A 12,386-nucleotide genomic window follows, 5' to 3' on the forward strand; every position below is an offset into this window, starting at 1 on the left:
TTAAGCCGTACCTTCCAATGTTTGCTCAAGAATGGCAACACACAATTCATCAAAACTATAGCCAACAGCTTTCGCAGCTTTTGGAACTAAAGAGTGGCTAGTCATACCTGGCACAGTGTTTACTTCTAAAAGCCAGAAATTACCCTGCTCATCCTGCATCGCATCAATACGGCCCCAGCTTTCTGCACCAACTGCCTGAAAAGCGCGTAAGCACAATGCTTGCAGGTTTTTCTCTTCTGTCTCACTTAGACCGCAAGGAATACCATACTCAACATCATTACGTTGATATTTCGCTTCATAGTCATAGAAGGCAACATCTGCTGGTGGCTGTAAACGAATAACCGGTAAAGGCTGACCATTTAGGAATGAGATTGTGAATTCACGACCTGTGATCCACTTTTCTGCCATCACAACAGCATCGTGCTGAGTTGCTTTCTCAATTGCAGCAGCAAAGTCTTCTGCTTTCTCAACCTTACTCATGCCGACACTTGAGCCTTCATGTACAGGTTTGATAATTACAGGTAAGCCTAACTCAGCAATCACCGCATCTAAATCTGTTTCTTTAGTAATAATGCGATATGGCGCTGTAGGTAAATCGCTACCTTGCCAGATTTGCTTGGTTTTGACTTTATCCATGCCAATCGCAGAACCTTGCACACCCGTTCCTGTATAAGGCAGATTTAACCATTCAAGCACACCTTGAATCTGGCCATCTTCACCGCCACGACCATGCAATACAATAAATGCACGATCATAATTTACAAGTTCAGTCACACTGCGGTCTTGCGGATCAAATGCTTCAGCCTGAACACCTGAACGCAATAAAGCGTCCAGAACTGCCTGACCACTATCTAAAGACACAGCACGCTCAGCCGATTTCCCACCAAATAGCACGGCAACTTTGCCGAATTTTGTAGCATTTGACACGTTTAAATCCTTAACCCGATAATTCAATATTTTTGTTTATTTCACATACAAATGGTGTTGTGCAAGTTCTACAGAAATTGCTCCCACGTTACCCGCACCTTGCGTTAATAACAAGTCATTTGGTTGTAACACATTTTGCATGATGTTTTGCAAATTACCTTCAACCGGATCAACCAAAATCGGTTCCACCTGTCCACGTAAACGAATACTACGTGCCAAAGTACGGCTGTCTGCACCTACAATAGGCTTTTCACCGGCAGGATAAACTTCCAATAATAATAATTGATCGACCTGAGAAAGCACTTCAATAAAGTCATCGAAACAATCGCGGGTACGAGAGTAACGGTGTGGCTGGAATAACATCACCAAACGACGATCTGGATGGCTCTGACGAGCAGCTTTAATGGTTGCTTCTACTTCTTTCGGATGGTGTCCATAGTCATCAACCAACTTAACGTTACCATCGGCAAGCTCAAATTCGCCTTGTACCTGGAAGCGACGACCAACACCACTGAAGCCCGCTAAAGCACGGCTAATTGCATCATCAGAAACACCTTCATCAGTCGCAACACCAATAGCAGCCAAAGCATTCAAAATATTATGCATGCCCGGTTGATTAATCGTTAAACGTAGCGGCTCACGACCTTTACGTAACACAGTAAAGTGTGAACGCATGCCATCTTGTTCAACATCAATTGCGCGAATGTCGTTGTCTTCGTTAAAACCATAAGTAATGACTGGACGGCCTACACGCGGCATAATTTCACGAATGTTGGCGTCATCACCACAAACGACAGCCAAACCATAAAATGGTAAGTTATGAAGGAATTGTACGAACGTATCTTTTAATTTATCAAAGCTACCTTCATAGGTATCCATATGGTCAGCATCAATGTTCGTTACAATCGCTGCCATTGGTTGCAAATAAAGGAAAGATGCATCTGATTCATCAGCTTCAGCTACGATAAAACGGCTTTCACCTAATGCAGCATTTACGCCTGTACTATTAAGCAAACCACCAATAACATAAGTTGGATCAAGGTTTTCTTCAGCCAACATGGTCGTTAAAAGACTTGTGGTTGTCGTTTTACCATGTGTACCAGCTACAGCAATACCATGACGGTAACGCATAAGCTCACCTAGCATCTCTGCGCGGCGTACGATTGGAGTACGTTGCTCAATCGCTGCTTTAATTTCCGGATTTTCTGGATCAATCGCTGTAGAAACTACAAGCACATTGGCATTTTTAATATTTTCCGCTTGATGGCCGATATAAACCTTGATGCCATTTTGCTCTAATTGTTCTGTAGTTTTAGATGCTTTAATGTCCGAACCGGAAATTTTATAACCTTGGTTACCCAATACCTCTGCAATGCCACACATCCCAGCACCGCCGATTCCCACAAAATGAATATGTTTGATACGGCGCATCTCAGGCACTTTAATCAGTTTTTTTGCTTGGTTCGCAGCTGTTGATGGAGACATAGTAAATCCGATTACATTTTTTGGATAAGATCAACCACATGCTGAGTCGCATTTGGTTGGGCATGTTGACGCGCTTTCACTGCCATTTCTGTAAGTAACTGGCGGTTCATCAGCGAAGTGAACAATTCATTTAGAACATCTGGTGTCATAGTCGATTGCTGACAAATTTTTGCAGCACCGAAATCCGCCAGAAATTTGGCATTTGCAGTTTGATGGTCATCAACTGCTATAGGAAGTGGCACAAAAACTGCGGCCACACCTGCTGTTGCAACTTCTGTTACCGTGAGTGCTCCAGCTCGGCAAATAATTAAATCTGCCTCACTATAAGCCTTTGCCATATCTTCAATAAACGGCAAAACGTGTACAGTTAAATTGGCTGGTGCATCTGCATAGAGTGCTTGAGTTGCCTCAACTTGTTGCTGACCGCACTGGTGAAAAATATTAAGTGGAACTTGTAATTGTTTTAATGCTGGAGGTAAGCGTTCGTTGAGTGCTTTGGCACCTAAAGAACCACCAACAATTAGAATATTTAGAGGCTGCCCTGCTTGCGCACGCTCATCATAACGCCATTTTGGGCTTAAAATATCTGTGATTTCATGACGAACAGGATTTCCTGTTGTAACGACTTTTCCACCAGCAGGAAATGTATTTGGAAATGCTTCACACACGACTTTAGCAACACGAGACAACTGCGCATTGGTAAAACCAGCAACCGCGTTTTGTTCGTGAATAAGTACAGGAATACCTAACAAGCGTGCTGCCAAACCACCCGGTCCCGCAACATAACCGCCAAAGCCTGCAACTGCATCAACTTTAAGCTGTTTCATATAACGCATTGCGCTTAAAGTGGCTTTTAAAATTTTAAAAGGTGCAGCAATTTTACGGACTAATCCATTGCCACGAACACCTTGAATATCAATTTGATATATTGGAATATTTTGATCTTTTAATAATCGGTTTTCCATACCTGTTGGCGTGGCTAACCATGAAACCTGACAACCTTGTTGTTGAAGTTTTTTGGCTACGGCGAGGGCTGGAAAAACATGTCCACCTGTACCGGCAGCCATCATCATGACATGTTTAGGTTTGCTTTGCTGTGAATCGGTCACGGTCTAATTCTTCAACTTAAAAACAATGGAAATTGTCATCTATTTTTGTAGCCGTTTATTTTAATCCTAAAGCTTCATTAACGAAAAGCTAATTTCACTCGTTTATAACAGAAAGATGTGCTTTTTTGAAAATATGCCTACAAAGCTGTGGTGTATTTAGTATTGTTATTTTATTAATTCATATATTTTCAGGTGATTTCCCATAAATACCGCTGAAAACCACCTGAAATAACTAATTAAGCCGTACGCCCAGCTTCTAATACATCAAAGAGATCGTCTGCAATTGATGTACCAAATTGAGCATCAATTTCACGAATACAGGTTGGGCTGGTGACATTAATTTCAGTAACATAATTACCAATCACATCTAAACCTACAAAAATCAAACCTTTTTCGCGTAAGAAAGGCCCAATTTTAGCTGCAATCAGCTTATCGTTTTCAGTAAGCGGACGCGCTTGGCCTAAACCTCCTGCCGCCAAGTTACCGCGCACTTCACCATTTTGTGGAATACGAGCTAGACAGTAAGGAATAGGTTCGCCATTCACCATTAAAATACGCTTATCCCCTTCTACAATTTCAGGAATATAGCGCTGAGCCATAATTGGACGGTTGCCTAGCTCTGTAAGCATTTCTAAGGTAGAACCAATATTTACACCGTCTTGGTATAAACGGAAAATCCCCATACCACCCATACCGTCAAGTGGCTTAACAATGACATCGCCATGTTCTTTAATAAATTCACGAATTAAACTTTGTTGCGATGTCACAAGTGTAGGTACTTGTAGCTCTGGAAATTGCGTTGCAAAAAGTTTTTCGTTGCAATCACGCAATGATTGAGGATTATTAATAATCCATGAACCTTCGCGTTCAGCTTGCTCAAGCACGTAAGTCGTATAGACAAAATTCATATCAAATGGCGGGTCTTTACGCATAAGCACTACATCATAAGTAGCGATCGATTCTTTTTTCTTTTCGCCAAGCTCATAGTAATGATTGTAATCTTCAAAAACTTTTAACGGTGAAATGAGGCCGTAAGCCTTACCTTGATCGATATACAAATCTTGCTGTAATGCATAACCTAATTCATGTCCACGACGGCTCGCCGCCCACAACATTGCCATGGTTGAATCCTTTTTAAGATTTACGGTTTCAATCGGATCCATGATGACAAGTACACGCATGCTCAAGCTCTTCTTAAAATTTAAATTAACATGAGTATAGCTGAGATTTTTCACTGGTTTTTCTTAATTTCAGTAAAACCTTATCTGTTATTTCTTGATCTGGAATTTAAGTAAATTCAGTTAAACTATGACCATAAAATATTATTTTTAAAGGCTAAACATGAAACTTTATCGCTATTTAACTGGCCCTGATGACTCTGCTTTTTGTGCACGAGTGACTAAAGCACTGAATCATGGTTGGGAATTATATGAAGCGCCAACCATGACCTTTAATGGAACGCATGTCATTGTTGGACAAGCAATTTGCAAAACAATTGATGAGAATTATGATCCAGAAATGGATATTTTAGATGTTCTGAAAAATAACGCTTAATCCCAAGGAGGAGTTTTTTATTGGTAAAAGCCCCTCCCCAAAACTCAATTAACAAGAAAAACTAATGAGTTAATTCCCCTAGTTTGCTTAATTTACTCATTACATTCCTAAAAAATAGTTATTAAAAAATAAATATGTCATTTTTTAAGGTAATAGTTCTTTTATTCTAAACAATTAAATGATTATAATTATCATTTATACTTTTATTTTTGTTAACTGATTTTATTTTTATGTTAAGAATTTCTATATCATCTCCCCAAATTAAGCGTCTTTTCCCGCTGAGCTTACTCAGTTTAATGATCCTGAATATTCAAGGTGCCTACGCAGAGGAAGCGACTGATTCAACCGCAAAAGTTGCAGCCACCATGCCCACCATAAAAATTGAGGCCATGAGTGAACTCGACCCAATTAAAAGTTATATCGACTATGACAAGGCCAATGTCACACGTAATGGTTTAGATAAAAAAGATATTCCTCAAACCGTTGATACGATTGATGTTCAGAAATATAAAATTTATGGATCGAATGATTTAAGCGTTATGCTGCAAAGCACCCCTGGCGTATCAACCAGTTACGATATGCGCGGCGATGGCATCACGATTCGTGGCTTTGGTGCTGATACAGGCGATATTTACCGCGATGGCATACGTGAAAGCGGACAAGTACGTCGTAGTACAGCAAATATCGAACGTATTGAAATTTTAAAAGGCCCTGCTTCGGTTTTATATGGTCGTAGCGCTGGCGGTGGGGTTGTGAATATGGTGAGTAAGTTCGCCAATTTTGACTCTAAAAGTTCGGTTGGTGCGTACGCAGGTTCTTACGACAACTACGGAACAACGGCTGACATTAACCAAGTCATTAATGACAATTTAGCAATACGTTTGACTGGTGAATATGGCGAGTCAGGTAGCTTCCGCTCAGGTATTAAAAATAAAATTGAGATGCTCTCTCCAAGCTTTACCTATAAAAATGATGATGGAACACTCACTTGGACCACACAATATACCTATGACAAATTAGGCCGTGTGCCTGATCGTGGGCCAACACGTGATAACTTACCAACAGAAACTTCAATCAAAACAGGATTTGCCCAAGACGGCGATTATGTTGATGATATTTTGCAAGTGGTTCGCACCGATGTGAATTATCAATATGCGCCTGATTGGAACTTTCACTGGGCAGCAAGTTACCGCCAAGCAGAACAGAACTTTGATCATTTTTATTTTGGAACTTATTGTGGGTTAGATGGTAAAGATTTAAAAGGTAAAGCATGCACCACTAAAAAAGGCTACATCAATCAAATTTACTACTGGCAACAAACTAGCAATAAGACCACCACCAATACATTTGATATTAAGGGCAAGTTCAAAACAGGCTCACTTGAACATCAAATCATGATGGGTACAGACTGGACGTATGAACAGCGGGAGCCACGCTTAGCCAATAAAACTCAAAATGGTTCAGTTATTTATGGTTATGTTAATCCCATTACAGGTGAGCGAGAAAATAGTCGTGGCAATGGTCCTCTCTTAATTAGTCAGCACAACTATAATGAAGGCACAACTTATGGCGTATTTATTCAAGATTTAATTGGCCTAAATGACCAACTTAAACTCATGATGGGTGTCCGCTACGATTACTTCGACTTTTCAACCACGAACAAACTTACCAATGAACACCGTAATGTAAAAGATGGCAGCTTTAGCCCAAATGTTGGTTTGGTCTGGCAACCGCTTCCTGAACATAGTTTTTACACCTCTTACTCTAAGAGCTTTGCACCATTTGGCGGACAAATGGGTGTTAACCAAGTCACTGGAAGCACCGATGTCACAAAAATGGATAAAGAGCCTCAATATAACGAGCAATACGAAGTTGGGGTAAAAAGCGAATGGTTAGATAGTCGTTTAAATACTCAATTTTCTATTTTTGACATTCGTAAAAATAATATTCGCTATAAACCAAACCCAGACAGTGAGCCAGATGTATGGGCAACTGCTGGTCAGCATCAATCTCGTGGTCTAGAATTTAGCTTTATTGGCCGTGTACTTGATAATGTCTTTGTCCGCGGTGGTTATGGTTATACCGATGCCAAGGTAAAAGAAGACAAACAAAAACCTGAACAAGAAGGTAACTATTTAGCAAATACATCTAAGAACACTGGTAATTTATTTGTTCGTTATTTACCAACCGAGCAGTGGTATACCGAGGTGGGCGTGACTTATGTCGGGTCTTATTATCCAAATATTAATAATCAAGTAAAAATGGAAGGCTTTAACCGTGTCGATGCGGCGATTGGCTATAGTGCAGACCCATGGAATGTCACACTTGCGGTGAATAATCTAACCAACAAAGAGTACTGGCGTTCAGACAGTATGCCAGGCACACCACGTAATGTGTTATTGCGTTTGAATTATCAGTTTTAGGTAAACATTAAAAAGGCATACTCCTATTTAGAGGTATGCCTTTTTCTTTTTAGATACCATATTTCTCGCGATAAGCTTGCATATTTGCCAGCGCTTCTTTTTCGCCTTTAGTGACGACTTAACAAAACAAGTTGGGCATGATCTTGAAGTGTAAGAAGTGTGATGTAAAAGATTTCGAATAGATCACTTTATTGACAAGAAGTCATAAAACCGCTTAAAAAAAACAGCCAACACGTTGCCAAATCAGCTGGTTGCTGTTTTTTTAGAGTGGTAAAAATATTTAAAAAATTGATTTTATATAACTAAAATTAAAGCATTTCGCATAATAGCCATTATTTTAAATGGACGGGATTTTATGCTTTAATCCTTTTTGTATTTATAATTTGGTTTTAACTTTATGCGAAAGCAATATCATTTTAGAAAAGTTGGAAATGATACCTATATTTGGGATGTACATAATCTAGTAGAGTTAACTAAAAAGTTTAAAGTGAAAGAAATTCCACTATCAGAAATTAAGGAGTTAGAAGAACCATATTGGTATCCAGATACTCATCCAACAACTCAAGAAATTATTGAGCATATGCAATTAATTCAGGAAGCTGATCTAGCTTATCCAATTATTCTATGTTCACAAGGAAGATTAATGGATGGTATGCATAGGGTTGGGAAAGCCAAAATTTTAGGAAAAAACTTAATTTCTGTTGTTCAATTTGATGTTGATCCTAAGCCTGATTTTATCAATATTGATGAAGATGATCTGACTTATGATGATTAAGTTCTCCTAAAACTAACATAATAAGCCTTATGCCAAATTATTAATTTTTTATTATAATTATCAACACCTTATTCTAAATCACTCTATATTTCAGCGCACTGGAACGGTTTTTTATGATTTTCACGCCCCCAACTATCATTTAACCAATGCCGTGAGATTAACTCAACAATTTGATTAAATTATAAAAAAAGGAAGCCACAGCTTCCTTTTCCACACCTAACTCTTAAATACCATATTTCTCGCGATAAGCTTGCATATTTGCCAGCGCTTCTTTTTCGCCTTTCGCCTCTAAATAATCCATTAAATCTTTCATGGTAATCAGTGCGTGCACAGGAATTTCTAATTCTTTTTGAACTTCCTGAATTGCAGAAAGTTCACCTTGCCCACATTCCTGACGATCTAATGCAACCAATACGCCCGCAATAGTCGCGCCTGCATTTTTCAAAATCGTTACAACTTCACGAATAGCTGTACCCGCAGTAATGACGTCATCAATAATCCAGACTTTTTTACCTTCAACCGCAGCACCAACTAATACACCGCCTTCACCATGATCTTTAGCTTCTTTACGGTTAAAGCCCCACGGTACACTTTTGTTATGTGTTTGCGAGAAAGCAACAGCAGTCGCAGCTACAAATGGAATCCCTTTGTAAGCTGGCCCAAAAATAACATCAACATTTTCACATTGTATTAATTTATCAGCATAGCCTTGTGCTAAAAGAGATAAAGCTTCACCATCGTTGAGTAGGCCTGCATTAAAAAAATAAGGACTCACGCGTCCAGATTTTAAAGTAAACTCACCAAATTTAAGCACACCGCGTGATAATGCGAGTTCGATAAATGCTTGCGGGTTAAATGACACAGGCGTTGTCATGAGGTGCTCCAAATTCACAATTGAGGTTAAATTTTCGCATGATACCAAAGGATCAGTATCCAAGTGATGTAAAAATTCTTCGAGTCGTTTCCATTAACGTAAATGGCTTACGTTCTTCAGTAACGAAAGGCTTACTTGAATGGTTAGAACAATCAGATGCCGATGTCGTATGCATGCAGGAAAGCCGCATTACCCATGAACAATGGACTGAAAAATTTAGACCCGAAGGATGGCATACCCATCTCTTTCCAGCAGAGCGCGCAGGTTACGCAGGAACTGCGATATATAGCCGCCTACCCTTCGTCTCTGTTAAAGATGGTTTAGGGTTTGAGCTAGCTGACAGTCAAGGCCGCTTTATTTCTGCGGAATTCGATTTAGGTTTGTCACATCCGGTACATATTGCATCATTATACTTACCTTCAGGCTCAAGTGGTGAAGAAGCGCAAGCACGTAAAGATTTATTTTTAGGTGAATACGCAAAAATCTTGAAACAATGGCGTGATGAGAATAAGTCAGTCATCATTTGTGGTGACTACAACATTGTTCACAAACGGATTGATATTAAAAACTGGTCAGGTAATCAAAAATCATCTGGCTGTTTACCACATGAACGTGCATGGCTTGATCATATTTACGATGAGCTTGGCTATGTCGATACCTTCCGAGTAGTTCGCACAGAAGCAGAACTTTATTCATGGTGGTCAAATCGCGGTCAAGCTCGCGCAAAAAATGTAGGGTGGCGTATTGACTATCAAGCGTGTTCACCAGACTGGAAAGCGCGTACAACCAATGCTTGGGTCTTTAAAGATCAATGGTTTAGTGATCATGCACCCGTTATTGTCGACTATAAAATTCAAGAGTAAGTGAACACCTGTTCACTTACATTGTCGTTTTCGCTTACAGCATATGTCGTTTTTGAGTATTTTTCTTACACAGCTTTAACGGCATTATAGCTGCACGGCACAGGGAAGCAGTCAGGATGACGCAAAAGGATAGGACGCCGTAGGAAGATAAAATAAACTTATTATAAGTTTATTTTCAAGGATGTGACATTGGACGTTGAAATGAGACCCGCATGATCAGGATGATTAAATGCGGGTTTTCTCTTTTCAATCTCTTATTTTTTTGCGCTAAGTTCTTTTAGTTTTAACTTCTTCTTATTAACCTCATTATCGCTTTGTCTTATGACAATAACATGACATTTCTCTTTCGATTAATCATAATTTTTCATTTGTTTTAAAAGTATCTGTATAAAGTAGTGCTCACATGCATTTTGAGTTAGGCTGTGTGCTCTCTCTTTTTGACATGGCCCGATAAAATGTTAAAAATTTATGGAATTAAAAACTGTAGTTCAATGAAAAAAGCATTTGATGCTTTGCAGGCTAAAGCGCTTAGCTATGATTTTCATGATTATAAAAAACAAGGCATTGATGCAGATACCTTAAAAATCTGGTTAAAAGAAATTGGACAAGATACTGTTCTCAATAAAAAGGGAACGACTTGGCGCAAACTATCAGAAGAAGAACAAACTCGTGCTTTAAGCAGTGAAGATAACCTTATTGAAGCACTGATTGCTCAACCAAGTTTAATTAAAAGACCTGTTTTACAAACCTCAAAAGGTTTTGTTGTGGGTTTTGATGAATCTACCTATCAAAATATCCAAGCATAAAAAAACGAGCCAAATGGCTCGTTTTTTTATTGAGGCTTTTAGTTAGCGCGAATCCACGTTTGGTTACGACCAAGTGCAGAAACACCAATATAGCCACGCAATTTAAGCTTCTTACCGCCGTCTGTTAACTCACCTTTCAATTTGTAAGTTTTGCCAGATTTTGGATCTAAAATCGTACCGTTTTCATAACTATTGCCACCCACATTTTTCAAATTATGTACAATGGTGACACCTTTAAGCGGTTTGTTTTTGTACGGACCTTCACATTTTGTACAAGCGTTTTCTTCACCTGGCGTCAAAATGTTTTGAATGGTAGCAGTTAAGGTTCCATCTTTCTGTTCCGTAAATTTAACTACGGCTTTTGGCTTATTGGTCTGATCATCAATTGTTTTCCATACCGTTCCATTGAGTGAATCAGCCGCATTGGCAAATGCAGCCATACCAATGAGTCCTAAAGCTAAAGCAATCTTTTTCATTTTTGTAATATCCTTGGGTCTTTCAAGATTTTTAGTATTCAGAAGTCGCAAAGATATTGCAATTTTTGAATGTGACTGTTTCGTGTAACCTTGTAATCTTGCAAAATAAAATTTACAAGAAAACAAGAAACTAGCATAAAAATGGATGCTGTATGAATATATCAAATGTTTGGAAATATTACTTTACAGAAACTTTTCTTAAAACAACAATTCGCAAGCCAAGTCAGCTCAATTTGCCGGCTACCGCCTTACGTCCCGTTCTAGATCAGATGTGTCGTGCTTTCCCACGACAAAAAAATGTCTCTGTACGCCCAATTCGGTTAGCAGGCATTAAAGGTGAAGAAATTAAGCCACAAGATTCTGCCACTCAACTGATTTTCCACATTCACGGCGGCGCTTTTTTTCTTGGCAGTGTCAAAACACACCACGCTTTCATGACTGATTTAGCTGCCCGTACACAAATGCAGGTTATTCATGTGGACTATCCGCTTGCACCTGAACACCCCTATCCTGATGCAACTGAAGCTCTATATGACATCTATCAATCTTTAGTGGTACAAGGCATTCAGCCTAAAGATATTATTTTGTCAGGTGATTCATGCGGAGCAAATTTAGCGTTAGCACTTTGCTTACGTTTAAAAGAGCAACCTGAGCTCATGCCAAGTGGCCTGATTTTATTATCTCCATTTCTAGATTTAACGCTTACCAGCGAGTCTCTCAGATTTAATAAAAAACATGATGCCTTACTATCTATTGAAGCGCTGCAAACCGGAACTCAATATTATATAGGCAATCAGATCGCAGCCGATGACCCACGTGTTTCACCTATTTTCGATGACTTACATGGTCTACCGCCTACTTTGGTTCAAGTCGGATCTAAAGAAATCTTATTAGACGATGCCAAGCGTTTTAGAGAAAAAGCTGAAGATGCTGGTGTTAAAGTTCAATTTAAACTTTATACAGGCATGTGGCATAACTTCCAGATGTTTAATGCATGGTTCGATGAGGCTAAACAAGCATTGGCAGATATTTCTGAATTTGCTCACGAACTTGATAAAACTTAATTTATCTATAAATGATGTGAACAGTGAACA

Annotated in this window: 12 protein-coding genes; 6 read left to right on the forward strand and 6 right to left on the reverse strand. The window is 39.1% G+C overall.

Annotated features, from left to right (window positions below; translation table 11 throughout):
- From WA249_RS04850 to gshB, 4 genes are all read right to left on the reverse strand, one after another.
- A complete protein-coding gene (locus WA249_RS04850) occupies positions 1 to 927 on the reverse strand; it encodes a D-alanine--D-alanine ligase (RefSeq protein WP_005300616.1) in 927 nt (308 codons plus the stop codon).
- Between the two features lie 36 nt (positions 928 to 963).
- Positions 964 to 2,412 (reverse strand): UDP-N-acetylmuramate--L-alanine ligase, encoded by a 1,449-nt coding sequence (gene murC / locus WA249_RS04855; protein WP_003654096.1) that lies wholly within the window; start codon positions 2,410 to 2,412, stop codon positions 964 to 966.
- Positions 2,413 to 2,423: 11 nt separating this feature from the next.
- On the reverse strand, positions 2,424 to 3,521 hold the full coding sequence (gene murG, locus WA249_RS04860; RefSeq protein WP_005300613.1) for an undecaprenyldiphospho-muramoylpentapeptide beta-N-acetylglucosaminyltransferase: 1,098 nt from the start codon (positions 3,519 to 3,521) through the stop codon (positions 2,424 to 2,426).
- Between the two features lie 236 nt (positions 3,522 to 3,757).
- Positions 3,758 to 4,702, reverse strand: coding sequence for a glutathione synthase (gene gshB, locus WA249_RS04865; protein ID WP_336166705.1), 945 nt, complete (start codon positions 4,700 to 4,702; stop codon positions 3,758 to 3,760).
- A gap of 160 nt (positions 4,703 to 4,862) precedes the next feature.
- Between gshB and WA249_RS04870 the strand changes: the two genes are divergently transcribed.
- The 3 genes from WA249_RS04870 (at position 4,863) to WA249_RS04880 (ending at position 8,273) form a co-directional block, all read left to right on the forward strand.
- Positions 4,863 to 5,075 (forward strand): DUF1737 domain-containing protein, encoded by a 213-nt coding sequence (locus tag WA249_RS04870; RefSeq protein ID WP_002122004.1) that lies wholly within the window; start codon positions 4,863 to 4,865, stop codon positions 5,073 to 5,075.
- Positions 5,076 to 5,305: 230 nt separating this feature from the next.
- Positions 5,306 to 7,498, forward strand: coding sequence for a TonB-dependent receptor (locus WA249_RS04875; RefSeq protein ID WP_336166706.1), 2,193 nt, complete (start codon positions 5,306 to 5,308; stop codon positions 7,496 to 7,498).
- A 397-nt stretch (positions 7,499 to 7,895) separates the two neighbouring features.
- Positions 7,896 to 8,273, forward strand: a complete 378-nt coding sequence (locus WA249_RS04880) for a hypothetical protein (RefSeq protein ID WP_336166707.1) — start codon at positions 7,896 to 7,898, stop codon at positions 8,271 to 8,273.
- Between the two features lie 223 nt (positions 8,274 to 8,496).
- Here the strand turns inward: WA249_RS04880 and pyrE are convergent, their stop codons facing one another.
- A complete protein-coding gene (pyrE, locus tag WA249_RS04885) occupies positions 8,497 to 9,147 on the reverse strand; it encodes an orotate phosphoribosyltransferase (protein ID WP_336166708.1) in 651 nt (216 codons plus the stop codon).
- Positions 9,148 to 9,185: 38 nt separating this feature from the next.
- On the opposite strand from pyrE, the gene WA249_RS04890 reads away from it, so the two are divergent.
- Positions 9,186 to 10,010 carry an exodeoxyribonuclease III gene (locus tag WA249_RS04890; protein ID WP_336166709.1) on the forward strand — a complete coding sequence of 275 codons (825 nt, stop codon included), beginning with the start codon at positions 9,186 to 9,188 and terminating at the stop codon, positions 10,008 to 10,010.
- 455 nt (positions 10,011 to 10,465) lie between these two features.
- Positions 10,466 to 10,816, forward strand: a complete 351-nt coding sequence (locus tag WA249_RS04895; protein ID WP_016139852.1) for an arsenate reductase — start codon at positions 10,466 to 10,468, stop codon at positions 10,814 to 10,816.
- 38 nt (positions 10,817 to 10,854) lie between these two features.
- Here WA249_RS04895 and WA249_RS04900 read toward each other — a convergent pair whose 3' ends face one another.
- Positions 10,855 to 11,292: a DUF2147 domain-containing protein gene (locus tag WA249_RS04900; RefSeq protein ID WP_002121971.1), complete on the reverse strand. Its 438-nt coding sequence runs from the start codon at positions 11,290 to 11,292 to the stop codon at positions 10,855 to 10,857.
- Positions 11,293 to 11,444: 152 nt separating this feature from the next.
- Here WA249_RS04900 and WA249_RS04905 point away from each other — a divergent pair, with 152 nt between their 5' ends.
- Positions 11,445 to 12,356: an alpha/beta hydrolase gene (locus WA249_RS04905; RefSeq protein ID WP_336166710.1), complete on the forward strand. Its 912-nt coding sequence runs from the start codon at positions 11,445 to 11,447 to the stop codon at positions 12,354 to 12,356.
- The last annotated feature ends 30 nt before the right edge of the window (positions 12,357 to 12,386 follow it).

Origin of the sequence: Acinetobacter sp. 161(2023) (assembly GCF_037027805.1) — a bacterium.
Lineage (GTDB): Bacteria > Pseudomonadota > Gammaproteobacteria > Pseudomonadales > Moraxellaceae > Acinetobacter.